General features: G+C 65.0%; 22 protein-coding genes. 10 read left to right on the top strand and 12 right to left on the bottom strand.

Annotated features, from left to right (window positions below; translation table 11 throughout):
* Positions 1 to 29: 29 nt before the first annotated feature.
* The 5 genes from BLS13_RS16345 to BLS13_RS16325 all read right to left on the bottom strand — a co-directional run bounded on the left by BLS13_RS16345 (position 30) and on the right by BLS13_RS16325 (position 7,355).
* Entirely contained in the window at positions 30 to 2,462 is a 2,433-nt protein-coding gene (locus tag BLS13_RS16345) for a beta strand repeat-containing protein (RefSeq protein ID WP_093453726.1), read from the bottom strand.
* 158 nt (positions 2,463 to 2,620) lie between these two features.
* Positions 2,621 to 3,256 carry a hypothetical protein gene (locus BLS13_RS16340; RefSeq protein ID WP_093453724.1) on the bottom strand — a complete coding sequence of 212 codons (636 nt, stop codon included), beginning with the start codon at positions 3,254 to 3,256 and terminating at the stop codon, positions 2,621 to 2,623.
* Positions 3,257 to 3,398: 142 nt separating this feature from the next.
* Positions 3,399 to 4,997 (bottom strand): cisplatin damage response ATP-dependent DNA ligase, encoded by a 1,599-nt coding sequence (locus BLS13_RS16335; protein WP_093453790.1) that lies wholly within the window; start codon positions 4,995 to 4,997, stop codon positions 3,399 to 3,401.
* A gap of 187 nt (positions 4,998 to 5,184) precedes the next feature.
* Positions 5,185 to 6,177 (bottom strand): ligase-associated DNA damage response exonuclease, encoded by a 993-nt coding sequence (locus tag BLS13_RS16330; protein WP_093453723.1) that lies wholly within the window; start codon positions 6,175 to 6,177, stop codon positions 5,185 to 5,187.
* 59 nt (positions 6,178 to 6,236) lie between these two features.
* Positions 6,237 to 7,355 carry an NADH:flavin oxidoreductase gene (locus tag BLS13_RS16325; RefSeq protein ID WP_093453721.1) on the bottom strand — a complete coding sequence of 373 codons (1,119 nt, stop codon included), beginning with the start codon at positions 7,353 to 7,355 and terminating at the stop codon, positions 6,237 to 6,239.
* A 100-nt stretch (positions 7,356 to 7,455) separates the two neighbouring features.
* Here BLS13_RS16325 and BLS13_RS16320 point away from each other — a divergent pair, with 100 nt between their 5' ends.
* Positions 7,456 to 7,827: a winged helix-turn-helix transcriptional regulator gene (locus tag BLS13_RS16320; RefSeq protein WP_093453720.1), complete on the top strand. Its 372-nt coding sequence runs from the start codon at positions 7,456 to 7,458 to the stop codon at positions 7,825 to 7,827.
* A 196-nt stretch (positions 7,828 to 8,023) separates the two neighbouring features.
* Complete coding sequence (locus tag BLS13_RS16315; RefSeq protein WP_093453718.1) at positions 8,024 to 8,860, top strand: SDR family NAD(P)-dependent oxidoreductase; 837 nt, start codon at positions 8,024 to 8,026, stop codon at positions 8,858 to 8,860.
* A gap of 110 nt (positions 8,861 to 8,970) precedes the next feature.
* Here BLS13_RS16315 and BLS13_RS16310 read toward each other — a convergent pair whose 3' ends face one another.
* Positions 8,971 to 9,747, bottom strand: coding sequence for an alpha/beta fold hydrolase (locus BLS13_RS16310; protein ID WP_176943636.1), 777 nt, complete (start codon positions 9,745 to 9,747; stop codon positions 8,971 to 8,973).
* A 351-nt stretch (positions 9,748 to 10,098) separates the two neighbouring features.
* Positions 10,099 to 11,799 (bottom strand): DUF885 domain-containing protein, encoded by a 1,701-nt coding sequence (locus tag BLS13_RS16305; RefSeq protein ID WP_143011986.1) that lies wholly within the window; start codon positions 11,797 to 11,799, stop codon positions 10,099 to 10,101.
* Positions 11,800 to 12,118: 319 nt separating this feature from the next.
* Between BLS13_RS16305 and BLS13_RS16295 the strand changes: the two genes are divergently transcribed.
* Positions 12,119 to 12,865 carry a hypothetical protein gene (locus BLS13_RS16295; protein ID WP_093453711.1) on the top strand — a complete coding sequence of 249 codons (747 nt, stop codon included), beginning with the start codon at positions 12,119 to 12,121 and terminating at the stop codon, positions 12,863 to 12,865.
* The gene (locus tag BLS13_RS16290; protein WP_093453709.1) at positions 12,862 to 13,491 is read left to right on the top strand and encodes a hypothetical protein; all 630 of its coding nucleotides are present in this window, start codon (positions 12,862 to 12,864) and stop codon (positions 13,489 to 13,491) included. Before BLS13_RS16295 ends, BLS13_RS16290 begins: the two co-directional genes overlap by 4 nt.
* A gap of 100 nt (positions 13,492 to 13,591) precedes the next feature.
* On the opposite strand, the gene BLS13_RS16285 is transcribed toward BLS13_RS16290, so the two are convergent.
* Complete coding sequence (locus BLS13_RS16285; protein WP_093453708.1) at positions 13,592 to 14,044, bottom strand: hypothetical protein; 453 nt, start codon at positions 14,042 to 14,044, stop codon at positions 13,592 to 13,594.
* A gap of 437 nt (positions 14,045 to 14,481) precedes the next feature.
* On the opposite strand from BLS13_RS16285, the gene BLS13_RS16280 reads away from it, so the two are divergent.
* The 5 genes from BLS13_RS16280 (at position 14,482) to BLS13_RS16260 (ending at position 18,879) form a co-directional block, all read left to right on the top strand.
* Positions 14,482 to 14,823, top strand: coding sequence for a type II toxin-antitoxin system RelE/ParE family toxin (locus BLS13_RS16280; protein ID WP_093453706.1), 342 nt, complete (start codon positions 14,482 to 14,484; stop codon positions 14,821 to 14,823).
* The gene (locus tag BLS13_RS16275) at positions 14,820 to 15,107 is read left to right on the top strand and encodes a helix-turn-helix domain-containing protein (RefSeq protein WP_093453705.1); all 288 of its coding nucleotides are present in this window, start codon (positions 14,820 to 14,822) and stop codon (positions 15,105 to 15,107) included. The genes BLS13_RS16280 and BLS13_RS16275 overlap by 4 nt, the downstream gene beginning before the upstream one ends.
* A gap of 563 nt (positions 15,108 to 15,670) precedes the next feature.
* On the top strand, positions 15,671 to 16,129 hold the full coding sequence (locus tag BLS13_RS16270; RefSeq protein WP_093453704.1) for a (2Fe-2S)-binding protein: 459 nt from the start codon (positions 15,671 to 15,673) through the stop codon (positions 16,127 to 16,129).
* A 3-nt stretch (positions 16,130 to 16,132) separates the two neighbouring features.
* On the top strand, positions 16,133 to 18,286 hold the full coding sequence (locus tag BLS13_RS16265; protein WP_093453703.1) for a xanthine dehydrogenase family protein molybdopterin-binding subunit: 2,154 nt from the start codon (positions 16,133 to 16,135) through the stop codon (positions 18,284 to 18,286).
* Positions 18,283 to 18,879 (top strand): Isoquinoline 1-oxidoreductase subunit, encoded by a 597-nt coding sequence (locus BLS13_RS16260; protein ID WP_093453702.1) that lies wholly within the window; start codon positions 18,283 to 18,285, stop codon positions 18,877 to 18,879. The genes BLS13_RS16265 and BLS13_RS16260 overlap by 4 nt, the downstream gene beginning before the upstream one ends.
* Positions 18,880 to 19,008: 129 nt before the next feature.
* Here BLS13_RS16260 and BLS13_RS16255 read toward each other — a convergent pair whose 3' ends face one another.
* Together BLS13_RS16255 and putA are read right to left on the bottom strand one after the other, a co-directional pair.
* Positions 19,009 to 19,752 (bottom strand): prepilin peptidase, encoded by a 744-nt coding sequence (locus BLS13_RS16255; RefSeq protein WP_093453701.1) that lies wholly within the window; start codon positions 19,750 to 19,752, stop codon positions 19,009 to 19,011.
* 275 nt (positions 19,753 to 20,027) lie between these two features.
* Positions 20,028 to 23,126: a bifunctional proline dehydrogenase/L-glutamate gamma-semialdehyde dehydrogenase PutA gene (gene putA, locus BLS13_RS16250; protein ID WP_093453699.1), complete on the bottom strand. Its 3,099-nt coding sequence runs from the start codon at positions 23,124 to 23,126 to the stop codon at positions 20,028 to 20,030.
* Positions 23,127 to 23,235: 109 nt separating this feature from the next.
* Between putA and BLS13_RS16245 the strand changes: the two genes are divergently transcribed.
* Positions 23,236 to 23,715: an Lrp/AsnC ligand binding domain-containing protein gene (locus BLS13_RS16245; protein ID WP_176943635.1), complete on the top strand. Its 480-nt coding sequence runs from the start codon at positions 23,236 to 23,238 to the stop codon at positions 23,713 to 23,715.
* Positions 23,716 to 23,826: 111 nt separating this feature from the next.
* Here the strand turns inward: BLS13_RS16245 and fghA are convergent, their stop codons facing one another.
* Positions 23,827 to 24,687 (bottom strand): S-formylglutathione hydrolase, encoded by an 861-nt coding sequence (gene fghA / locus BLS13_RS16240; RefSeq protein WP_093453696.1) that lies wholly within the window; start codon positions 24,685 to 24,687, stop codon positions 23,827 to 23,829.
* A gap of 150 nt (positions 24,688 to 24,837) precedes the next feature.
* Entirely contained in the window at positions 24,838 to 25,947 is a 1,110-nt protein-coding gene (locus tag BLS13_RS16235) for an S-(hydroxymethyl)glutathione dehydrogenase/class III alcohol dehydrogenase (RefSeq protein WP_093453695.1), read from the bottom strand.
* Positions 25,948 to 25,958 lie beyond the last annotated feature (11 nt).

The raw sequence follows: 25,958 nt of genomic DNA, 5'->3' as shown, positions 1-25,958 counted from the left end.
GCGATTGGGGCGGGCGCACGCTTGCGGCGTCACACAAAGAAGTCGTGCGCCTCGATATCCTGAATGCCGATCAGCTTGATCTCGAAATCGGCATGGCCGTCGCCGTCGATGTCGCCGCTGACCAGCAGATCCGATCCGCTGGTCGTGTAATGCACCTCGCCGGCGTGGCCGTCGAACGCACTGTCGCCGATGAAGGTGAACTTGCCGGGCAGCAGGCGCAGATCGATCCGGTCGTGCTCGGCGGAACTGAAGTCGGTGATGACATCGTCGGCGCCGACCGCGCTGTCGCTCGCGTGGGTCAGGACGAAGCGGTCGCCGCCGCTCCCGCCGGTCAGGATATCCGCGCCGCCGCCGCCGGTGATCACGTCATTGCCCTGCATGCCCGAGATCGTGTTCGCGCCCGCGTCGCCGGTCAACGTGTCGCTGAACCGCGATCCGATCGCGCCCTCGATGCCGTTGAAGCTGTCGCTGCCGCCCCCGCCCGTGGCCGTACCGGTTGCCAGTGAGAGCACAATTGCGCTCGTCGCATCGTCATACACCAACATGTCATAGCCGGCACCACCGTCGATCATGTCGTTGCCCAGGCCGGCATGGATGAAGTCGTCGCCGCCGGCCGCGAAGATATGATCGTCACCCGCGCCGCCCGTGATGACATTGGCGTCGTCGTCGCCGCTGAGCATGTCCGCGAAGGCCGAGCCGGTGAGATTTTCGAAGCCCGAGACCACGTCCGATCCCGCCCCGATCGTGCTCTGGATCCCCGATAGAGCGAGCGACACGCTGACGCCGGCATCCGCATGCGCGTAGCTCAGCGTGTCGAGACCCAGCCCGCCCGAGAGGATATCGTTGCCGCCACCGCCTTCGATCACGTCGTTGCCATCGCCGCCATCGATCGCATTGGCGCCGGCGTCGCCGGTCAGATGGTCGTCATGGGCCGAGCCCTTGAGATTCTCGATGCTGATCAACGTATCGTTCTTGCTGCCGATCGTATGCTGCAGGCCACCGATCGCCAGCGACACGGTGACGCCCGCGAGATCGTCGGCGTAGCTCGCCGTGTCGATGCCATCACCGCCGTCCAATATGTCGCTGCCAGCGCCGCCGATCAGCAGATCGTTGCCGGCGCCGGCGCGGATCGTATCGTTGCCGGCGCCGCCATTGATGATGTTGTCGCCGTCATTGCCGGTCAGAATGTCGCCGAAAGCCGATCCGATGATGCCCTCGATCGAGATAAATGTATCGTGCCCGACCAGCGTCTGCTGACTGGTGGTGATCGCCAGCGAGGCGCGCACCGCGGCAGTGGCATCCGCAAATGAGGCATAGTCGAAACCGTCGCCGCCGTTCAGCACGTCCTCGCCCAGCCCGCCCTGCAGTACGTCGTCCCCCGCGCCGCCGTTCAACACATTGTTGCCGGCATCGCCGGTCAGCGTATCGCCGAAAGCCGAACCCGTAAGATTCTCGATATTGGCCAGCGTATCGGTGCCATCGCCGATCGTATCCTGCGCGGCCGTGATCGCCAGCGACACGGTGACGCCGGAACCCGCATTGGCATAGCTCGCCGTATCGATGCCGCCGGCCCCGTCGAAGAGATCGTTGCCGGCGCCGCTGGTCAGCGTATCGCTACCCACAAAGCCGGTGATCGTGCCACCGCCCGAACCGGCGGTGAAGATCAGATGCTGGAAGCCGTCATAGCTGATCGTGCCGCTATCCCCGGCCAGGCTGTGGGTAATCGCATTTACGCCGACATTGGTGCTGGCGGTCACCGCCGAAGCGCCAAAATCGACGACGAGCGTATCATTGCCGCCCGCACCGATAAATCCCCACGATGCTACGCCGGCGAGGCGCACGCCGAGCACATCGTTGCCCGAACTGCCGATGATCTCGCCGGCTTCGATATTGGCGAAGCTGCTGGCGGCGATGCCGTTCACCGTTTCTGTATAGACCGCATCGGGAGTGCTCCCGATCACCAGATTGATATTGCCCGCGGTTCCGCCGAGATCGATATAGGCATAGTCGCGCCCATCGCCGCCATCGAGATGGTTGATGCCGGTACCGCCATCGAGATAGTCGCTGCCATCGCCGCCCATCAGCGTGTCGTTGCCGGTGCCGCCGAACAGATAATTGCCCGCCGCGCCGCCGATCAGCGTATCATTGCCGTCGCCGCCATAGACGCCGGGATTGCCGTCATAGGTGATCGTGCCGTCATAGCCCTGCGATGCATCGCCGACGGTGATCATATCGTCGAACGGCGTGCCGATGATCTGCACATATTGTTCGATGCCGGTGATCGTGTGACCGTTCAGCGTCGACGTGCTGCCTGAAAAGGCACCGGTCAGATCAAGTACCGCGCCGGCAGACGCGCCCGACAGGTCGAGGTTCAGCGTATCGATGCCCCCGCCGCCATCAATCGACCCGCCGCCATCCGAAAAGATGCGGTCATTTCCCGGACCGCCAATGAAATCCACCATACCCGGCCCCCGTCCTGACTCGTGCTGGCCAATGCTATGCTCGATTATTTCGGCCTGTTAACCGGATTTCGGAGCCAATCCGGACGCAGATGGCCCGGCGGGGAGCTAAACTTGGATCTTCGCTGGATATTATTTTCGCCCGACGCGCGCGCCGAAGATCAGGTTGTCCCGCGTTTGGCCGGGATGACGAACTGATGGACGAATCGGACCTCGATGCCGGGCAGACGGGATGCGAGCGCCGGATCGACGACCCGGCCCAATCCCAGCAACAGGCATTCGGTCTGCCCATCGTCCCTGAGCCTGCCCTCGCCGCGCATCTCGGTCTGCACGCCGCGCACCACGAAGCTCTGCGGCGCAATCGTCTCGTGCCGGGGCCAGGACTTCAATTCGCGCTCGACCAGCGACGTATAAGTCGAGAGACCCGAGAAACCGGTCCGCGTCACGCTGCGGACCGAGCAGGCATGATAAGGCGGATGCTCGATCAACACCCTGAACGTCGCGGCTTTGCCGACCAGGACCCAGCCCACACCCGCATCGTCATGCAGATAGCTGGCGACATCGGCCTCCGTCATCGGAACCGCTCCGCGCACCTTCATCATCGCCTCGACCTGACCGTCCTGGGGAAACGCCTTGAGGCAGACGGCATCGTATAAGGACGTCATCTCCTGAAGCTGCTCCTCATCGGTTCCGGTTATCGACGACGGATCATAATTGTCGCGCCCGCGATCCTGGCCGATCGCGACCGACGGCAGCGCCGCCCACAGCAACGCCACCACCATGGTTTTACCGAACATGCTCCCTCCCCCGCTTTATCCGGTGATCGGCATCCTTGTATAACGCCGTCCGCCCGGAGCAATATCGGCGCGCGGCGGCACCGGGGGAATCATATCCGTTTCGGATGCAGTACCGCGTTAAGACCCCTCGCGCCTGCCCGCGCTAAACGATGAGCTTGCGCAGCCCCGATATCCGATCCGCCTCCGCCGCCGGCTTGTCGCGCCGGATCCGCACGATCCGCGGGAAACGCATCGCCACCCCCGATTTGTGGCGCTTGCTCTCATGGATGCTGTCGAACGCCAGTTCGACCACCAACGTCTTCTCCACCTCGCGCACCGGCCCGAACCGGCCGACGGTGTGGTTGCGCACGAAGCCGTCGAGCCACTTCAGTTCCTCGTCGGTAAACCCCGAATAGGCCTTCGCGACCGGCAGCAACTCGCCCTCTTCGGACCAGCAGCCGAAGGTATAATCCGAATAGAAGCTCGATCGCTTTCCATGCCCGCGCTGCGCATACATCATCACGCAGTCGACGGTCAGCGGATCGCGCTTCCATTTGTACCAGAGGCCGGTGCGCCGCCCCGGCACATAGAGGCTGTCGCGCCGCTTGAGCATCACCCCCTCGATCGCCGCATCCCGCGCACCCGCGCGCCGCTCGGCGAGGTCGTCGAAATCGCGCGCCGGGATGATCGCCGACACATCGAACCGCTTGCGGTCGAGCGCGCCCGCAAATGCCTCCAGCCGCGCGCGCCTTTCGGTCCATGGCAGCTCGCGCAGATCCTCGTCGCCGTCGAACAATATGTCGTAGAGCCGCACGAATGCCGGATAATCGGCGAGCATCTTCGCCGACACATTCTTGCGCCCCAATCGCTGCTGGAGCGCGTTGAACGACGCTGCCCCACCGCCATGCTCGGCCCCGCCCTGCGCCTCGCCCTGCACCAGCATCTCGCCGTCGAGCACGCCATGCGCCAGGAACGCCGCCGCGATATCGGGGAAAGTGCCGGTCACATCGTCGCCCGCACGACTGTACAGCCGCACCTCGCCGCCGGTGCCGACGATCTGCACGCGGATGCCGTCCCATTTCCACTCGGCGGCATATTCGGTGAGGTCGACCGTCGTGTCTTCCAGCGGATGCGCAAGCATGAACGGCCGGAAGAAGGGCCTCCCCGCCGGATCGGGCCGTTCGCCGCCATGCTGCGCCCAGCGGAACAGATCAGCATAAGGCGCCTTCAGCGCATGCCACACCTCCTCGACCGCATCGACATCGAGCCCGAACGCCTGCGCAAACCCGGTCTTGGCCAGCCGCGCCGATATGCCGACCCGCAAGCCCCCGGTCGCCAGCTTGAGCAAGGCGAAGCGCCCGCTCGCATCGAGATGATCGAGCATCTCCGCCATCGCCGCGGGCGCCTGCGCGCGACCGAGCGTCGAGAGCCGATCAACCACCACCGCCAGCGTCAGCGATCCGTCATCGATCTCGGCGGGCTGATCGATCCGCTTCGGCCACAGCAACGCCACAGTCTCGGCGAGATCGCCGACATAATCGCGGCTCATGGCGAACAGCACCGGATCAACCCGCTCCTCTACGATCGCCCTGATCGCCGCCGCCTTCACCGCCGGCAGGTCGAGATCCCCGGTCAGCGCGGCGAGCGCCCACCCGCGATCGGGATCGGGCGCGGAGCGCAGGTAATCGGCGATCAGCGCGAGCTTGGCGTTGCGTGACCGCGTATAGACGAGCCCGTCGAGCAGTTGCGAGAAAGCGCGCATCAGTGAGCTCGACGATCGCGATCGAAGATTTTCGGGGAAGGCACCGCTCCACCCCATCCGTCATCCCCGCGAAAGCGGGGACCCATGGACAACGACCCGCTTGAGATGGGAATGCCCCGCAACCGTGGGTTCCCGCTTTCGCGGGAATGACGAAGGAATGGGCGGGGCAGCACTGCACGAGCCCCCATCACCCGTCATCCTCATCGTCCCGCCCCACCAGCTCGAGCGCCCGCGCCCGGATCTGCCGCGTGCCGCACCAATGGACCAGCGCCTCCTCGCGCCCATGCGTCACCCACACCTCGCTCGGCGCGATCTCCTGCACGGTCGCGGTCAGCTCGTCCCAGTCGGCATGGTCGGAGATCACCAGCGGCAGCTCGACATTCTTCTGCCGCGCGCGCTGCCGCACCCGCATCCAGCCAGACGCCATCGCGGTGATCGGATCGGGCAGCCGCCGCGACCAGCGATCGTTGAGCGCCGATGGCGGCGCCACCACGATCGCCCCCTGCAGTGCCTTCGCCGGCAGCCCGGTCGCCGGCCGCAATTCGCCCAGATCCACCCCGAAATCGCGATAGAGATCGCACATCCGCTCCATCGCGCCGTGGATATAGATCGGATCGGCATGCCCATGATCGCGCAGTTCGCGGATCACCCGTTGCGCCTTCCCCAGCGGATAGGCGCCCACCAGCACGCAGCGATCGGGATTGTCGTGGCAAGCCCCCAGCAGCCGATCGATCTCCTGCCCGATCGGCGGATGGCGGAATACCGGCAGGCCGAATGTCGCCTCGGTGATGAAAATGTCGCAGGGAATGGGCTCGAACGGTGGACAGGTCGGATCGGCGCGGCGCTTATAGTCGCCGGTCACGACGACGCGTTCGCCCGCATATTCGATCAATATCTGCGCCGATCCCAGCACATGCCCGGCCGGCACGAAACTGATATCGGCGCCGCCGATCCTGATCCGCTCACCATAGCCCACCGCGGTGCCGCCGCTGGTGCCGTAACGCAATCCCATGATGCCCAGCGTTTCCGCCGTCGCCCAGCATCGGCCATGCCCGCCGCGCGCATGATCGGCATGACCGTGGGTAATCAACGCGCGATCGACCGATACCGACGGATCGATCCAGGCATCGGCCGGGCGGACGTAGATGCCGGTGGGGGAAGGCTCGATCCAGTGGGGCATAAAAGCGGGACGATAGAAGGGGTGGTTTGTTCCGGGAAGGGCGCGCGCCCTTCATTCGCTCATACCAGCTCGGCTAGTGCCGATGCCGCGAACCCCTTCAGCCCGGCGGCATCGCCGGCCCGCACCTTTTCGGCCCAGTGCGCATCGCTGATCAGCGCGCGCCCGACCGCGATCAGATCGAACTCGCCGCGCTCCATCCGCGCGATCAGCCCGTCCAGCCCTACGCTCGTCGAGGCTTCGCCGCCGAACGCCGCGATGAATTCGCCCGACAGGCCCACCGACCCGACGCTGATCGTCGTCGCGCCGGTCAGCTTCTTGGCCCAGCCGGCAAAGTTGAGCCCCGCCTCACCATCGATCTCGGGAAATTCAGGCTCCCAGAACCGGCGCTGCGAGCAATGGAGGATGTCGACACCGGCATCGACCAGCGGCTGCAGCCAGTCCGCCATCAGCGCAGGGCTCTCGGCCAAGCGGGCCGCATAATCCTGCTGCTTCCACTGGCTCACGCGCAGGATGATCGGGAAATCGGGGCCCACCGCCGCGCGGACCGCCGCGACGACTTCGCCCGCGAAGCGCGATCGCGCCTTGATCGAAGCGCCGCCATAGCGATCGGTGCGCTGGTTGGTGCCGCTCCAGAAGAACTGGTCGATCAGATAGCCGTGCGCGCCGTGGAGCTCGACCACATCGAAGCCCAGCCGCTGCGCATCGGCCGCCGCACGGGCGAACGCCTGCACGGTATCGGCGATCGCCGACTCGCTCATCGCCTCGCCGCGCGGCTTGCCGGGTGCCAGCAGGCCGGATGGGCTTTCGACCGGCACGCCGGGCTCCCATCCGCTCATCCCCATCGTCGATGCGGTATGCCACAATTGCGGCCCCATCCGCCCGCCCGCCGCGTGGACGGCATCGATCACGCCCTTCCACCCGGCCAGCGCCGCTTCGCCATGGAAGAACGGAATACCCGGCTCGTTGCGCGATGCGGGGCGATCGATCACCGTGCCTTCGGACAGGATCAGCCCGACGCCGCCTTCGGCACGCCGGCGATAATAAGCGGCGTTGGCGGCGCCCGGGATGCCGTCCGGCGCCATCGCGCGGGTCATCGGCGCCATCACGATGCGGTTCTTGAGATGAAGCGATCGCACGCTGAGCGGCTGGAAAAGAATGTCGGCATGGGAACTGGCCACGTGATGATCTCCGCAGTGATGGACGCGCTTCGGTATATATTATAAACTTAGGATCAATGAGGCACTTTAACCAGCCCAAGGACGTGCGAGGATAGCTTTGATGGCCGAAAGCGATGTTATCCCCTTCGCCCGCAATTGCCCGTGCCGGCTGCTGTTCGATCAGATCTCGGATCGATGGTCGATGATGGCGCTGGCCGTGCTCGACGACGGGCCGCAGCGCTTCAACGCGATCAAGCGGTTGCTCGAAGGCATCACGCAGAAGGCGCTGACCCAATGCCTACGACGGCTGGAGCGCAACGGCCTGGTGACGCGGCGCGTGATTCCGATATCGCCGATCGGCGTCGAATATGCGATCACGCCGCTCGGGCGAACATTGCAGGCGCGGTTCAAGGCGCTCTATGCATGGACACAGGAGAATTTGGATACCGTAGAATCCGCACGCTTGGCCTTCGATCGGCGTATGTCGGCGTGATCCGAAAGGCGGCTTCCGGCGGCCTGTCCGCCGGGGCCCGAATTCGTCGAAGGGTGATTCATTGTAGTTACTATGGACAGGATCGTCGGTGATCCGCATTATGGGTGCGGGCGAAGCGAAAACGGTGCAAATGCGCTCGGGAATCGGCTTCGCTCCAATGGCAGGTTGAATTCTTAGGATTGGGAGACAGATTGAAATGACCGGTGAACTCGAAGGCAAGGTGGCGATCGTCACCGGCGGCGCATCTGGGATCGGCGCGGGGATTGTGAAGCTGTTCGTCAAGGAAGGCGCCAAGGTCGTCATCGCCGATGTCGATCAGCCACTGGGCGAGTCGCTGGCCGCCGAGCTTGGCGCCAGCACCGCATTCCTGAAGACCGACGTCGCAGACGCCACCCAGGTTCGCGCGCTTGTCGACCATGCCGTGAGCAAGTTTGGCGGCCTGCATGTGATGGTCAACAATGCCGGCATTTCCGGCGCGCGGCATCCGGGCCTACTGGCCGAAGATTTCGGCGATTTTCAGCGCGTCATGGGGATCAACCTGCTCGGCGTCATGCTGGGCACGCGCGATGCGGCCCGGCACATGTCGGCCAATGGCGGCGGCTCGATCATCAATGTCTCGTCGATCGGCGGCATCACGCCCGGCACCGGGCTGTGGGCCTATAATGCGTCGAAGGCGGCGGTGATCCACTTCTCGAAGAGCGCCGCGCTCGAAGTCGGCCCCCATGGCATTCGCGTCAACGTCATCGCACCGGGCAATATCGAAACCCCGATCATGGCGCGCGCCTTCGCCGACAACCTGTCGCCTGAGGACCAGGCCAAGATGATCGAGAAGATCCGCGCCTTCCTGATCGCGCGCTCGCCGATGCAGGTCCAGGGCGTGCCCGAAGACACCGCACAGGCCGCCTTGTTTTTCGCGAGCGACCGTTCGCGCTTCGTGACGGCCAATCTGATGCCGGTCGATGGCGGCATGGTCGCGGGCAGCCCGCCGTCGGTCAACGGGTTCCGCGATACCGTATCGCGCCCCGCGTCCTGAAGACAATAACTCGAGGCGAGGGACCGGGGGCATAGCGCCCGGCCCCTCGCCCGGGCGGGGCGGGGCGGCAGCAGCAGCAAAGGCGCGGCCACCCGACACGCCCCCACGCGTCACGCCGCGAGCAGCGGGCCCGTCGGTCTGGTCCTCACAGCCTCGATCAACGTTGCGGCGAGCGTGTCGGGACGGCTGATGAAGGGGGAATGCGATCCGTCGATCATCAGCGGTTCGACCCCGAGACGCGCGGCCACCGTCGCGCTCTTGCCGCGCGATTCCACGCGATCGTCACGGCAGGCAATATAGCTGCGCGGCGGCTGCGCGGCCCACAGGCGCGGCAATGATACGGTTTCGAGCATATAGCTCGATGCCATCGGCGTGAGCCTCGCATAGGCGGAGCGCGCGGTCGCCTCCTCGCAATCATGATAGAGATATTTGTACGCGCCCGCGAACCCGTCCAGCGCGACGCGCCCGTCCGGCAACGGCACCATGAAGCGGTGCAGATCATCCAGATCCTTCGGCATGCTGGCGAGCGGGCGATGCGAATCCGTTGTGCTTTCGGCGATCACCGCGCGCTTGCTGATCAGCCGTTGCCCCTCCAGCGGCAGGCCGGCGGCGAGAAAGACGAGATGGCCGGCCCGATCAGGCGCGGCATCGGCCGCGATGCAGATGTCATAGCCACCGCTGGAATGACCGACGAGCACATCGCCCGGCTCCATCACCGAAACGATCGCATCGCGGCGCCCGGCTACGGTCGTGCTGTTGTCACCATCGGCGGCATGGCCCGGCATCGTGACGGCGATGGCTTCATGCCCGAGCCGCGCCAGCGCGGATATCGTGTGGTCCCAGCACCATGGCCCATGAAAGGGCCCATGAACGAGCAAAAATCGCATCACCTCTCCTGTCTTTTTGACACCGAACCTTCGTGCGGGCGGCGTTGGTGTCAAGCGATAGCAGCTGCAGCGGATCCGATCGAATCGACGCTCGCTTCGGCCGGCCATCCGCCAGGATATGAGCCCCCATCGATCCTCCCCCGCCAGGGGGAGGTGTCGCCGAAGGCGACGGAGGGGGCGGGCGGCGACTAGCTGCGAGCCCTCCGGCGCACTGCCATCCGCCCCCTCCGTCAGCGCTTTGCGCTGCCACCTCCCCCTGGCGTGGGAGGATCAGTATGAGACAATTGCTACCATATGATCAGATTCTTGTGACCTATCTTAACGCCCATCGAAACCGCTTCGGCGTACACCCTAACGCCCCGCCCCCGCCCCGAACATCTCATCCCCAATCAGCGCCGGCGGCACGATCCCCGATTGCATGATCCGCGCGAACGCCTCCCCCATCACGAACGGCCTGCCCGCCTGCTCGGCCGCATGCGATTCCAGCGCAAACAGATGATCGAGCTGCATCTTGCCGACGATATAGCTGGGCCCATATCCCGGCTGGCGCAGATACAGTAATTGTTCGAACCCCACGAGCTTGCTCGACGCGTTCGACCAGTGCCGCGGTGTCCACTCGGCATGGAAGTGCCCCGCCTGCGCCAGATCGATCTCATTGGCCTGCACATGCAGCGAGGCCAGCCCGCGCGCCGCGCGGTTGGCGAGCATGATCCACACGATCTCGCGCCCGTGCGGGATATCGTCATACAGGCCGGCCTGCATGAGCATCTCCTCCATCGCGGTGGCGAAGCCTTCGGATCGGTCGGCGAAGATGTTGAACAAGGGTGGCACCTGCCGGATCGGGCTCGGCCGCGGCTCGTGCTTCAACCGGGCGAGCTCGATCCAGTGGCTCGAATGCGACAGCAACGGCAGCGGATCGAGCGCGGTGCCATGGCCGAAGAAATCCTGCTGCTCGGGCGGGATATAGCTGCTCGTCTGCGCCGCCATCGCCGCGCGAAAATAAGGCTTGTCGGGCATCAGCCCGGTATCGACCATGAAATCGTTGAAGCGCTTGGTCTTCGCCTCGGCCATCGCGCGATAGGTGGCCGGATCGTCGATCGGCGTGATCGGCGGCAGCTTGCGGTTGCGCAATTCCTCGAGCCGCAGCGAGGCGATCGCCCGATCGAGCTCGCGCTGGAGCAGGATCGCCTGCTGGTCCCAGCCATAAGGCGACAGTTGCACATGCGCCGCATACCAGTCGTAATTGGCCTTGCCGATGCCGGAAGGCCCGGTCTTGCGCGGCGCCTCGGCGGCGATCCACGCCGCAAACGCCTCGGTCGCGTCCTTCGCCGCCGTCACCGCGCGGCGCAAGCCGGGGCTGGCGCCGGCGAGCGAGGCGGGCACCTTGCCGTCGATCGTCCGCATCGACAGCGTGCCCATTTCGAGCGCATCGAGCACCTCGGCCTGCTCCCGGAACGCGCGATCGCCATAACGCCACAGGTCCGCGGCATTGCTCCCCGCCAGATTGCCCCGCGCCTGCGCAAGCATCGCCGGCACCGCCCCGATCAGCCCGGTCAGTTGCCGATCGTCGGCGCGCGACAGCGGCCAGCGATACGCGAAAAGATCGATCGTCGGACTGGCGGAAGGCCCCTCATGCGCGGGCACGTCGCTCTCTTCGCCGAAGATCGTCTGATAAAAACCCGGATCGCGCGCCCATGGCCGCAGTACCCGCAGGAAGAAATCGAACCCGTTCATCTCGGCCTCGACCAGCCGATAATCGCCGAGCGCCGCCTCGGGCCAGCCGGCGCGATCGATCGCGTTGAGCCGGTCGCGATAGCGGGGGAGGTCTGCTGCCTTCACGGCCATTGCGGCGGCGCTGTAATCGGGGACGCCGTTGCGGATCGCGGGGCGGACGAAGGCGCGCCAGTCGGCGAACAGGCGGACGAGATCGGTGTGGGTGGCCGGCATGGCGGGGGTGGCGGATGGGGTGGCAGGCGTTTGCGCGGGAGCGGGAGGGCCGGGCAAGGCAATTGCCAGCATTGCGCCCATCAGCAGGCCGGACGTGCGTCGCATGTCGATGTCCCCGGTGCGGTGCCGGAACGGCGTCGCGTGGGACGAACCTAGCCCACGGGCGGAGCAGGTCAACGTGGCGCGGAAATGCTTCGCGGGGGCGGGAGCCGACGGCCACGCTTCAGAAGTCGTACGCGGACGGCTGGGCCTCTGGCGGCGCATCAGGAGCTATTGCAGCTATTCTGCAATTACGCGGGTCAAGTCGCGACGATCGACATCAATGATCATCGCTCAGCAGACACTTCCGCTGTAGAGGATTCCCGACTACCCTGCGAAGGACCGCGGATGGCGGCAGGGTAGACAGTGGAAAAGGGAGGCGACCGTGGAACCGGTGGAGTATGTCTTCCGCATCGACGTTTTCACGCCAGACACTATGCCAATGGGCCGGCTGGCGGAATATCTCGGTGCACTCGCCCGGCTACTCGGACACCCCGAGCACACCCATTTCGTCAGGCTCGAAGAAGGCAGCGCCAAGCTGGTACACAAGGTCGACGCCGTAGACGTCCCCAAAGTTGAAACGCGCCTGAATGGCATTCGCGTTGGAGACGCACCAAAGGATGCGATGCAGGCGCAAAAAACGATTGAGGAACTGCTAGTCAACGACAATGCCGTAGCCACGCTAACAGAAGTTGCGACCGGCAAAGTGGTCATCCCTTTCATTGGCAGGAATCGTCCCAAGCCTATGGTCTTCCCGCCATTTCGCGAGGACACAACCATCGAGGGGCAAATAGTCAACATAGGCGGCCGCGACCCGAGCGCTCACGCAGTATTACAGGACGGAGACGTTTTTCATACACATATCCAGATGAAGCGCGATCTAGCGCGGAAGCTGGCGCAGCTTCTCTACGGCCCACCCGTAAGACTGCACGGGAATGGCCGATTTGAGCGGCAGCCGGACGGCGTGTGGAAGATGCTTGATTTCCGCGTAGAGAGCTTTGAACTTCTTGACGACCGGAGCGTGGCGGAGACACTCGCAGCAATCCGCGTTGTGCCCAACAATCGCCTCATGGATGCTGAAGCCTACAGAGACATCGCCCGGCTTGGCGGCGAAGAGGATGACACTCAGTGATCGTGGTGGTCGACAGCACAGCACTGTCCTTGCTGGTCAATCCTGCCGCAACCCCACCAAGCGATCCTGAAACGGGCCAACCTGTAACGCTGGCCCGAGAGCGCGTCGAACACATGATCGCTGGGCTGGGGACGAACGGCACTCTTATCATTCCGACGCCGGTCTTGGCCGAAGTGTTGGTGTACGCAGAGGTCGGCGCGCCCGGTGTTCTAGAGCAGTTGAACGGCCTCGCGCGCGTCCGGCTCCGGTCTTTCGATGTTCGCGCAGCGATTGAGACAGCCATGATGACTCGCGAAGCCATTCAAGCGGGGGACAAACGTGGTGGTTCGACCGATCCATGGCAGAAAGTGAAAATCGACCGTCAAATCATTGCGATCGCAAGAACGAACAATGCCACTCGAATCTATGCCGATGATCTTGGCCTCATCTCGTTCGCCCGTAGGCTGGGGATGGATGCGGTTAGCACTTGGGATCTCGCGCTGCCGCCTGCGGAGACCAACCTCTTCACTGCTATCGGGCTGCAGGCCGACGGAAGCCTTGCTGTTGCCTCTGAAGCGGTCGGGCAGCCTGAGCCGAAGCGCCGTTCACTTCAACTTGATGATGACACAGGCGAAGTTGGGGCCTGACACTGAATTTGGTGCCACATGCGCGCGCCCCAAATTAAGTCACGGGCATCTGTCAGGTCACGCGCTGTTTCGACCATCGCGCGGTTGTGGTCCGCCCCAACTAAGCGCCTTCGACGGCCCTGCGGATCAACCGCGGGATACGTCCCCACGCCAGAAACATGTTCATGCCGTAAAGCCAAACGAATGCGAATGCCGCATATTTAGTAGCCCCGACCGCGCCACCATTCGCCAGCCCAAAAACAAAGAAAATCGCAGCGGCGAACAGGCAGAAGATGAAGCCGTGCAGGCTCCGGAGATCATATTCAAGGATGCGGCCTCGCGGCCCTTGTTCAATCCAGAGATCTCCATGGTCGTATATTACCATCGCAAGCCAGTTCGGCCCAAAGGCATCGCCCCAAAGCGGAGCATGAAAAACCACGCCATTCAGGCTTCTTTGCGTAACCGGCTTTCTCTCTCGCTCGAGCATTCGCTCGATCCGGTCCAGCACCTCTTCATCGGGCACGATTTCCTCCAAAGGCATTGAACCGCGCAGATGCCAAATGAAATTCCACATATGTTGTTGCTAAGATGTTTCGGACAGGCCTGCTACCCGGTTTGACGGCCAGCTTCGCGGCGATCGAGGGCGGAGCCCTCCCCGCCAACGCACAAAAGCACGCCTCCCTTTCATACCGAGCGTCATAGTAGAGGTACGGAATTCATTGCGCGGCCGGGGGCAGATCGGTTATAATTGCGCATCGAGTTACGGTGACACGTGTGAAGAGCTTCCAACAGACGTCGCGCGTGACTTTGGACCTCCTCGACTGAAGACGAGGATTAATTCCACTCGCTCCTCCGGGTACGGCTGCATAATGGCGTGTGCTCTCGTACCTCTGCCGTCCGAGTCTCGATAACGAAGGCCAAAAGAGGCGTACGCCGACACGCCTCGCCCGTACAAGACGAGCCCCCCTATGCGCCATTGACTTATATGCCATTGACACATATATGGGCTCCATGACCAGCTTGCAGACCGTGGTCGAACTGCCCGAATTCCTGCGACGGGCGAAGGCGATTATGTCCGATGAGGAGCGCAGCGCGCTTGTGGACTATGTCGCCGCCAACCCGGAGGCGGGCGTTTCGCTAGGAGGGGGCCTGCGCAAGGTCCGGATCGCCCGCGAAGGCGGCGGCAAGAGCGGCGGGTATCGCACCGTCTATGTGTTCGGCGGTTTGCATGTGCCGATCTTTCTCGTCACGGTGTTCGCCAAGAACGAGAAGGACAATCTCGGCCGGGCCGAGCAGGCGGAGCTGATCATGCTGAGCAAGGCGTTGCTCGTTCATTATGGAGTCCGATCATGAGCGCATATGAGAGCATCCGGCAGGGCCTGACCGAGGCGCTAGCATTCGCGGAGGGCGGAGAGACCGGCGCGCGCGTCCATCAGGTGGAGGTGCCCGCCGTCGATGTGGCCGCGATCCGGGCCAGCACCGGCCTGTCGCAGGGCGCGTTCGCGCGAAGCATCGGCGTCGCCAAGGGCACCCTGCTCAACTGGGAACATGGCCGCCGCCGCCCGACCGGCCCTGCCCAGGTGCTGCTCGCTATGATCGCAAAGAAGCCTTCGCTGGTGAGCGAACTACTACGCTAACGCCCGTGAATGAAGCATGCACAGGGCAATCGGACGAACGGTTTGACGCAGACTTTGCGCGGCTCTTGACACGCCAAAGATCGTCATCCCGATGAAAATCGGGATCCAGATCCGCAACGAAGACGGACAGAAGCCACCCGCCCGGCATAATACCTCTTGTTCAGCGCATCTGGATCCCGATTTTCATCGGGATGACGAAAAATGAGACAGCCCCGCCGTTCACCCGATTGCCCTGGAAGCGCGCACGAACCAGTTGCACAAACGGACGAAAATCGGATATAATAGCCAGACTGACATGCCATCGGCGGCCTTCAGTGGTGTAAATTTTATTTTGTTGTGATTTTTACCGAAAATCCAACCATAACAATACCTTATACCGCAACCTTTTGTAACAACATTAAAAGCGGCCCAAATCGCGCCAAGACACGCGATGCCCGCCGATGCTCCACCCGAAATGCGCGGCCAGCCCCCACCGCCCCATATCCCTCTATATACAACGCCTTTTTAGTGACAGACCGGTACGTCCCGCTATAATATCCGTCATCCCCCCGGCGGAGCCGAACATGACCTACGCATTGAAAGTGAATGGCGTCGCGCGCAGCGTCGACGTCGATGAGGACACGCCGCTGCTCTGGGTGCTGCGCGACGAACTCGGGCTGACCGGCACCAAGTTCGGCTGCGGCGTCGCAATGTGCGGCGCCTGCACCGTGCATATGGACGGCCAGCCGCTCAGGTCCTGCTCGATCCCGGTATCGGCGGTATCGGGCGAGATCACCACGATCGAGGCGGTCGAGGGGCCCGAGGCGAAGGCGGTGCAGGCGGCATGGATCGCGCGCGACGTGCCGCAATGCGGCTATTGCCAGTCGGGCCAGGTGATGAGCGCGGTTGCTTTGCTCCGCGAAAATCCGAAGCCCGATGATCATGCGATCGATCTGGCGATGAACGGCAATCTGTGCCGCTGCGCCACCTATGTCCGCATCCGCGCCGCGATCCACGACGCGGCCAAAGCGCTGGAGGCCTGATCGATGACCGCCCATGACATCAAGCTCAGCCGCCGCGATGCGCTGAAGGGCGCGAGCGCGCTCGTCATCGCGATCTGCCTGCCCTCGCCCGCGGTGAAGGCGCAGGGCAAGGCCGCGCCGCTGCCGCCGATCAGCCCGAATGCCTTCATCCGCATCGGCGCCGACGACAGCGTCACCGTGGTGATCAAGCATATCGAATTCGGCCAGGGCCCGAATACCGGCCTGTCGACGATCGTCGCCGAGGAACTCGATGCCGACTGGAGCCAGATCCGCGCGACCAGCGCGCCGGGCAATGCGGCGCTCTACGGCAATCTGAACCTCGGCGGTATCCAGCTTACCGGCGGCTCCTCGGCGATCGCCAACAGCTATGATCAGATGCGCCATGCCGGCGCGCAGGCCCGCGCGATGCTGGTGCAGGCGGCGGCCACCGCGTGGAAGGTCCCGCCGGCCGAGATCACCGTCAGCAAGGGCGTGATCGCGCATGCGAAATCGGGCAAGTCGGGCCGCTTCGGCGAGTTCGCGGCCGCCGCCGCGCGGCTGCCGGTGCCGACGAACGTGACACTGAAGGACCCGTCGGCCTTCACGCTGATCGGCAAGGACAAGGCCAACCACCGGCTCGACAGCGCCGACAAGAGCACCGGCCGCGCGAAATTCGCGATCGATATCGCGGCGCCCGGCATGTTGACCGTGGTCGTCGCGCGCTCCCCGCGATTCGGCGGCACGCTCGCCGGCTTCGATGCCGCCGCGGCGATGAAGGTGAAGGGCGTCGTCGCGGTCAAGCCGGTATCGAGCGGGGTCGCGGTCTATGCGACCGGCATGTGGCCCGCGATCAAGGGCCGCAAGGCGCTCGATTTGCGCTGGGACGACAGCAAGGCCGAGACGCGCGGCAGCGACCAGATGTTCGCCGAATATCGGAAGCGCGCCGCAACGCCCGGCCAGACGCGCGGCCAGACCGGCGATGTCGATGCCGCACTGGCGGCGGGCGGCGATCTGGTCGAGGCCGATTTCAGCTTCCCCTATCTCGCCCATGCCCCGATGGAGCCGCTCGACGGCTTCATGATCTGGGACGGGACGACCGCGAAGGCGCGCTTCGGATCGCAGGGCACCACGCTCGATCAGGGCGCGATCGCCAGGACGTTCGGGATCGCGATGGACAAGGTGGAGATCGACGTGATGCTCGCCGGCGGCAGCTTCGGCCGCCGCGCCACCGCCAATTCGCATTTCGCGGTCGAACTGGCCGAGGTCGCCAAGGCGATGCCGAAGACCCCGGTCAAGCTGGTGTGGACGCGCGAGGACGATCTGCACGGCGGCTATTATCGGCCATTGTTCGTCCACCGGTTCCGCGGGGCGGTGAAGGACGGCCGGATCACCGCCTGGCAGAGCACGACCGTCGGCCAGTCGTTCATGGCCGGCACGCCATTCGTATCGAAGGACGGCGTCGATCCGACGATGACCGAGGGCGCGGCCGATCTGCTATACGACATCCCGGCGTTCCGCAGCGATGTGCACACCGTATCGTCGCCGGTGACGACCTTGTGGTGGCGATCGGTGGGGCACACGCATACCGGCTATGCGGTCGAATGTTTCGTCGATCTGCTGTTCGAGAAAGCCGGGCAGGATCCGGTGCAGGGGCGGCTCGCGATGATGGGCAAATCGCCCCGCGCCGCCGGCGTCCTGAAGGCGGTGGCCGACCTTGCGAAATGGGACGGGCCGAAGCCCGCGGAAGGCCGCGCGCGCGGCGTCGCGGTGGTCGAGAGCTTCAACAGTTTCGTGGCGCAGATCGCCGAGGTCTCGATCGACGACAAAGGCGAGCCGAAGGTCCACAAGGTCTGGTGCGCGGTCGATATCGGCACCGCCGTCAACCCCGATGTGGTGCGTGCGCAGGTGGAGGGCGGGATCGGCTTCGCGCTGGGCCATGCGCTCTATGCCGAGGTGCCGATCGTCGCGGGCGCGCCCGCCGTCTCCAATTTCAACGACTATCGATCGCTGAGGATCAACGAAATGCCCGAGGTCGAACTCGTCATCGTGACGTCGCCCGAAAAGCCGAGCGGGATCGGCGAACCCGGCGTGCCGCCGCTCGCCCCCGCGGTCGCCAATGCGATGGCGCGGCTGGGTGTCGCCCGGCCGAAACGCCTGCCGATGGTGCGGCCGGCATGAGCGCGCTCCGTATCGCTTGGGCCGGCGCGGCCCTTCTGCTCGCCGCTCCCGCCGGCGCGGCACCCGCGACCAGCCTGCAGCCGGTCTCGGCGTTCGCGTCTATCAAGGATCCGAAGGCGCGCTCGATCGCCTTGTTCGGCGAGGTCGGCAAGGTCATCCAGCACCCGCGCTGCCTGAACTGCCACCCGGCCGGCGACCGCCCGACCCAGACCGATCGCATGCACCCGCACATGCCTTGGGTGGTGCGCGGCGACGGCGGCATCGGCGCCACCGGCCTGCGCTGCACGACCTGCCATCACGACGCCAATTTCGATCCGGCCAACGTCCCCGGCAACCCGAAATGGTCGCTCGCACCGGCCGAAATGGCATGGGCCGGCAAGTCGCTCGGCCAGATCTGTACGCAGATCAAGGACAAGACTCGCAATGGCGGGCGCGACATGCCGGCTTTGATCCACCATATGGCCGAGGACGATCTCGTCGGCTGGGCCTGGCACCCCGGCGGCAACCGTACCCCGGCGCCGGGCACGCAGAAGCAGTTCGGGGAATTGTTCTCGGCCTGGGCCGCGTCGGGCGCTTACTGCCCGCCGTCCTAAATTCCTCCCCGAGCTTGTCTCGGGGAGGGTGACCATCCGCAGGATGGTGGAGGGGTCTGCGGTGCCCCCCGAATGTCGCGCATACCCACCACCGCCTTCGGCGGTCCCCCTCCCCGTTCCGGGGAGGAATTATGGGATGAGCCACACCAACCATGCCGCGAGCGACAGGAACGCGCCGAACGGCACCTTGCCGACCGGCCCCTTGCGGCCGACGACCAGCACCAGCGCCCATGCGAGCCCGGCAAGGCTGGCCATCAGCAGCACGATCGGCAAGGCACGCCAGCCAAGCCACAGCCCGATCGCCCCGAACAGCCGCACATCGCCGCCGCCCATCCCCTCGCGTCCGCGCAGCCAGCGATAGCCGAGCCGGATCGCCTCGAACACAACGAACCCGGCGATCCCGCCGATCAGCCGGTCGGGCAGCGGGGCCCCGATGCCGAGCCAGCCGATCGCGAGCCCGGCGATCGCGAGGCCGATCGTGAGCGGTTCGGGCAGCCAGAGGTGGCGCCAGTCGAGCAAAGCAAGCGTGAGCAATATCCACCCGAACAATGCGCCGGCGAGCGCGTCAGGCATCGGGGCGAGGCCGAATGCCGCGGCTCCAATCGCCGCCGCAAGCGCCTCGGTCAGCGGATGCAAGCCGGCGATCGGCGCGCCGCAACAGCGTGCACGGCCGCGATAGGCGACAAAGCTGGCCAGCGGAACGAGATCGATCGCCGACAACGCCTTGCCGCAGCCATCGCAGGCCGACCGCCCTCTCGCGACCGACTGGCCGGCGGGCCAGCGCAGCACGAGCGTCGCGACGAAACTGCCGATGATCGCGCCGAACAGCGCGCCGAAGAGGGCCAGGGACCAGATCGGTGGTATGGTGATCATAATCGGCCTGCCCCACCCCAACCCCTCCCCTGAAGGGGAGGGGCTTTTTTGCCACCCGCTCGCCTCAGCAAGCCCCTCCCCTTTAGGGGAGGGGTTGGGGTGGGGCAAACCGTCCAGCCAAACGAAGCAATCAGTCATCCCCCTGTCATCCCGCGATGCAATACGGCCTCTGCAAGGACAAAGGGGGCTAAGTTCATGCGCGACAGGAGTTCAAGTGGCTGTACGTTGCTGGTGCGATTGTTGGTCTTCGCGACCCGCAATGCCGGCCCGCCTCCTCACAAGTTGAGCAAGGCCGGATCGCCGCCCTGCGCGGTGATGTTGACCGAGACCGCGCGCTCGACCGCATAGCGCAATAACGCATGCGGGCCGCCGGCCTTCGGCCCGGTGCCGGACAAGCCCTCGCCGCCGAACGGCTGCACGCCGACGACCGCGCCGATGATCGATCGATTCACATAGACATTGCCCGCCGGCACCAGCGCGCGCACCTCTTCGGCGAAACGCTCGATGCGGCTGTGGATGCCGAGCGTCAGCCCATAACGCCGCGCGGCGAGCGCGCCGGCGACCTTCGCCAGATCGGCCGGATCGTAGCGCACGACGTGCAGGATCGGACCGAATATCTCACGCTCGAGGAAGTCGGCCGATGGGATCTCCGCCAGCAGCGGCGCGAAATAGTCGCCGCCTTGCGGGGCCGCACATTCGTGAAGGATCATAGCCTCGCGCTTCAGCCGCTCGCGGTGCCGCTCCAGCGCCGCACGCGCATCGGCATCGATCACCGGGCCGACATCGGTCGCGGGATTGGCCGGATCGCCGATCACCAAAGCCGCCATCGCGCCCTTCAAGGTCGCGATCATCTCGTCAGCACTGTCGTGCGCCACGAACAGCAGCCGCAACGCCGAGCAACGCTGCCCCGCCGAACCGAACGCCGACAGGATGACATCGTCAACCACCTGCTCCTTGAGCGCGGTCGTGTCGACAAACATGCCGTTGAGCCCGCCGGTCTCGGCAATGAACGGGATGATCGGACCATTGCGCGCAGCCAGTGCGCGGTTGATCGCCCAGGCTGTCTCGGTACCGCCGGTGAAGGCGACGCCGTCGATCCCCGGATGCGCGACCAACGCCGCGCCGACCGTCGCGCCATCGCCGGGCAGCAGCGTCAGCAGCGCCGGATCGAGCCCGGCCTTGTGGAACAGCCGCACCGCGCGCGTGGCGATCAACGGCGTCTGCTCGGCGGGCTTGGCGAGGACAGCGTTGCCGGCGGCCAGTGCCGCGACGATCTGCCCGGTGAAGATCGCCAGCGGGAAATTCCACGGGGATATGCAGGCGAACACGCCGCGCCCGGCCAGCTCCAGCTGGTTCACCTCGCCGACTGGACCCGGCAGCAATGTCGGCGCGCCGAACTGCCGCTCGGCGAGATCGGCATAATAACGACAGAAATCGATCGCCTCGCGTACTTCGGCGACGCCATCGTTAAGCGTCTTGCCCGCCTCCAACGACAGCAACGCCACCAGTTCGTCGAACTCCCCATCCAGCGCATCGCCCATCGCGCGCAGCACCACCGCCCGGCCCGCGCCGCCGGCCCGGTTCCAGCGCGGCTGCGCCTTGCGCGCGAGGATGATCGCAGCGTCGATATCGGCCGGGGTCGCGTCAGCGGTATGGCCGATCACGCGGGTACGATCGGCCGGACTGGTGACCGGCTGCGCGGGCGCCACGACCGTCTTGCCACCGACGATTGCGCCGGCCGCGATCCGTTCGGCCGCGACCAGACCGGTCAGCCGGTTGGCCGTAACGCGCTGTTCGTGGATACTATAGTCGCGGCCCTGCGGGTTGCGCCGGCTCGGGCCGTAGATATCGGCCGGCAGCGCGATCCGCGCGTGCCTGTCAGGATGCGCGAGCACCGCCACGATCGGATCGGCCACCACCAGATCGGCGGGCACCCGATCGTCGAGCAAAGCGTGAACGAAGCTGGTATTCGCGCCATTTTCGAGCAGCCGGCGCACCAGATAGGGCAGCAATTCCTCATGCCCCCCGACCGGCGCATAAGCGCGCAGACGGAGCTTGCCATAAAGCGTCTCGGCGGCGCGATAGAGCGCTTCGCCCATGCCGTGGAGCCGTTGATGCTCGATGGTGACATCGGCCTCGGCGGCCATATTCCGCACCGCCGCCAATGTGTGGGCATTGTGGGTGGCGAATTGCGGATAGAGCGCCGGCGCCGCATCGATCAGCGCCTTCGCGCAGACCAGATAGGCCAGGTCGGTCGCCGGCTTGGTTGTATAGACCGGATAATCGGGCCGGCCCGCGACCTGCGCGCGCTTGATCTCGCTATCCCAATAGGCGCCCTTGACCAGTCGCACCATGATCCGCCGTCCGCTGTCCTGCGCCAGCTTCGCGAGCGCCGCGATCACCGCGGGTCCGCGCTTCTGATAGGCCTGCACGACCACGCCCAGCCCGGTCCATTCGCCAAGCTCTGCCTCATGCGCGAGCCGGTCGATCAACTTCAGCGACAGCACCAGCCGATCGGCCTCCTCGGCATCGATCGCGAAATTGAGGTCATGGCGCGCGGCGATCAGCGCCAGCCGCCTGATCCGCGGATAGAGTTCCTCCCAGACGCGCGCTTCCTGCACCGCCTCGTAGCGCGGCGACAGCGCCGACAGCTTGACCGAAATACCATGGCCGAGTTCGGGCCCGGCGCCACCGCTCGCCTTGCCGACCGCCTCGATCGCCGCGGCATAGATATGTTCATAGCGCTCGGCATCGGCGGCGGTGCGCGCGCCCTCGCCGAGCATGTCGAACGAGCAGAGATAATTCTCCTTCTTCGCCCGGCCCAGCGCGTCGCCGATCGTGCGGCCGAGCACGAACTGCTCGCCCATCATCCGCACCGCGGCGCCCACCGCCTGCCGGATCACCGGCTCGCCGACCCGCGCCGTCACCCGCTTGAGGAACCCGCCGAGATCGCGCTTCGCTTCATCATCGACATCGATCAGCCGGCCGGTCAGCATCAGCCCCCAGGTCGAGGCATTGACGAACAGGCTGTCGGATCGGCCGATATGGCTCGCCCAGTCGGCCGATCCGATCTTCTCGGCGATCAGCCGGTCGCGGGTTTCGGCATCGGGGGTGCGCAGCAGCGCCTCGGCGAGGCACATCAAGGCGAGCCCCTCGCGCGTGCCCAACGAGAATTCCTGCAGGAAACTCTCGACCACGCCTTGTTTGCGGGTCGATGCCCGCGCGGCCTCGACCAGCGCGATCGCCTCGGTCACCACGCTCGTCCGCGCCGAGGCTGACAGCGGCTGACGCTCGATCAGGTTACGGATGACGCTCGCCTCATCGGCATATTTGCCGTCGTCGATGCGATCCCAGACCGAAAGCTGCTGCGCCATATGATTCTCCGCGGGCCGGCACCGATCGCCGTCTGAACATCATCATATTGCGAATATGACCGAAGGTGCTTCATATTACGGGCATCAAATCCGAAGAAGCGGGCGAACGATGGCAGCGGAACCGAAACTTCCTTCGATCGATGACACCGATCGCCGATTATTGCGCGTTCTCCAGGACGACGGGCGAATCACCAACCAGGCGCTCGCCGCCGCGTGCGGGCTGTCGCCGGCCGCCTGTTTCGACCGGGTGAAGCGGCTGCGCGAACGCGGGGTGATCACCGGCTATACCGCCTTGCTCGATCCCGAGAAGCTCGATCAGGCACTGATGATCTTCATCGAAGTTTTGCTCGATCGCACCACCGACGATGTCTTCTCGGCCTTCTCCGCCCATGTCCGCCGCGTGCCGCAGGTGATGGAATGCCATATGGTCGCGGGCGGGTTCGATTATCTGCTGAAAGTCCGCGTGTCCGACATGGGCGCCTATCGCAGCTTTCTCGGCGACATCCTGACCGCAATGCCCGGCGTGCGCGAAACACGAACCTATGCGGTGCTCGAGGAGGTCAAGCTCACGACCAAGCTGGCGTTGTGATGACAAAGCCCTCGCCCCCTTTAGGGGGAGAGGGTTGGGAGAGGGGGCAGTGCTGGAGGCTCCGTCGCGAACCTCTTCCCCTCGGCCCCCTCTCCCCTGCCCTCTCTCCCCCTAAAGGGGGCGAGGGAGTTGGCCCAACCTCTCCGCATGCCAGCGCAGATGATCTTCCATGAACGTCGAGATGAAGTAATAGCTGTGATCATAGCCAGGCTGCAGGCGCAGCGTCAGCGGGATCCGCGCATCGGTACAGGCGACCGCAAGCAGGTTGGGCTTGAGCTGTTCGGCCAGGAAACCGTCCGCGTCACCCTGATCGACGAGCAGATCCTTCACTCGTGCACCATCCTCGATCAGCGCCACCGCATCGTGCCTGCGCCACGCCGTCCGATCCTCGCCGAGATAGCCCCCGAGCGCCTTATGGCCCCACGGCACCTGCCCCGGCGCAACGATCGGCGCGAAGGCCGAAACCGATCGATAGCGATCGGGAAAGGTCAGCCCGATCGTCAGCGCGCCGTGCCCGCCCATCGAGTGCCCCATGATCGACTGGCGATCCATATCGGCCGGAAATTCCACGGCGATCAAAGCCGGCAATTCTTCGGTGATATAGCTCCACATCCGATAATGGTGCGCGAACGGCGCCTCGGTCGCATCGACATAGAAGCCGGCACCCAGACCGAAATCATAGGCGCCCGCCGGATCGTCGGGCACGCCTTCGCCGCGCGGCGACGTATCGGGGGCAACGAAGATCAGGCCGAGCTCCGCGCACGCCCGCCGAAATTCGCCTTTCTCGGTGACGTTGGCGTGGGTGCAGGTGAGGCCCGACAGGTACCATACGACCGGCAGCGTGGCGCCTTCGGCATGCGGCGGCACATAGACGCCGAATGTCATGTCGGTGCCTGTGGAGGTGCTGGCGTGCTTGTACACGCCCTGCACCCCGCCAAAGGCCCGGTTCGCCGATATGGTCTCGAGAGTCATGTCTTGTCTTCCAAATTCCTCCCCGGAACGGGGAGGAGGACCGCTCGAAGAGCGGTGGAGGGGGCGGTGGCGTAGCCGCCGCTGACACGGCGCCCCTCCACCATGCTGCGCATGGTCCCCCTCCCCGAACAAGTTCGGGGAGGAATGACCTTAGAACACCACCACGCTGCGGATGCTCTCCCCGGCATGCATCAGATCGAAGCCCCTGTTGATCTCCTCGAGGCTCAGCACATGGGTGATCATCGGATCGATCTCGATCTTGCCGTTCATATACCAGTCGACGATCTTCGGCACGTCGGTGCGGCCCCGCGCGCCGCCGAATGCCGATCCCTTCCACACGCGCCCGGTGACGAGCTGGAACGGCCGCGTGCTGATTTCCTTGCCCGCCTCGGCAACGCCGATCACGGTGGAGACGCCCCAGCCGCGATGGCAGGCCTCGAGCGCCTGGCGCATCACCGTCGTGTTGCCGGTACAATCAAAGGTATAATCGGCGCCACCATCGGTGAGCGCGACGAGATGCTGGACGATGTCGCCTTCGATCTGCTTCGGATTGACGAAATGGGTCATGCCGAAGCGCCTGCCCCATTCCTCGCGCGCGGGATTGATGTCGACGCCGACGATCTTGTCGGCCCCCACCATCTTCGCGCCCTGCAACACGTTCAAACCGATGCCGCCCAGGCCGAACACGATGACGTTCGATCCTGGCGTAACCTTCGCGGTATTGACCACCGCCCCCACCCCGGTCGTAACCCCGCAGCCGATATAGCAGCTCTTGTCGAACGGCGCGTCGTCGCGGATCTTCGCCACCGCGATTTCGGGCAGCACGGTGAAGTTCGAGAAGGTCGAGCAGCCCATATAATGGAAGATCGTCCGCCCCTTATAGCTGAAGCGGCTGGTGCCATCGGGCATCAGCCCCTGCCCCTGCGTCGCGCGGATCGCGGTGCACAGGTTGGTCTTGCCGCTGAGGCAGCTTTTGCACTGGCGGCATTCGGGCGTGTAAAGCGGGATCACATGATCGCCCGGCTTCACGCTGGTGACACCAGCCCCCACCTCGCGCACGATGCCCGCGCCTTCATGGCCGAGGATCGACGGGAAGATCCCCTCGCTGTCGAAGCCGTCGAGCGTATAGGCATCGGTATGGCAGATGCCGGTCGCCATGATCTCGACCAGCACCTCGCCCGCCTTGGGGCCCTCCAGATCGAGTTCGACGATCTCCAGCGGTTTCTTCGCTTCGAATGCGACGGCGGCACGCGTTTTCACGGGTAAACTCT

Source organism: Sphingomonas sp. YR710 (genome assembly GCF_900101455.1).
Taxonomy (GTDB): Bacteria; Pseudomonadota; Alphaproteobacteria; order Sphingomonadales; family Sphingomonadaceae; genus Rhizorhabdus.
The sequence above is the reverse complement of the archived record's forward strand: the minus strand, read 5'-3'. Positions and strand labels throughout refer to the sequence as shown.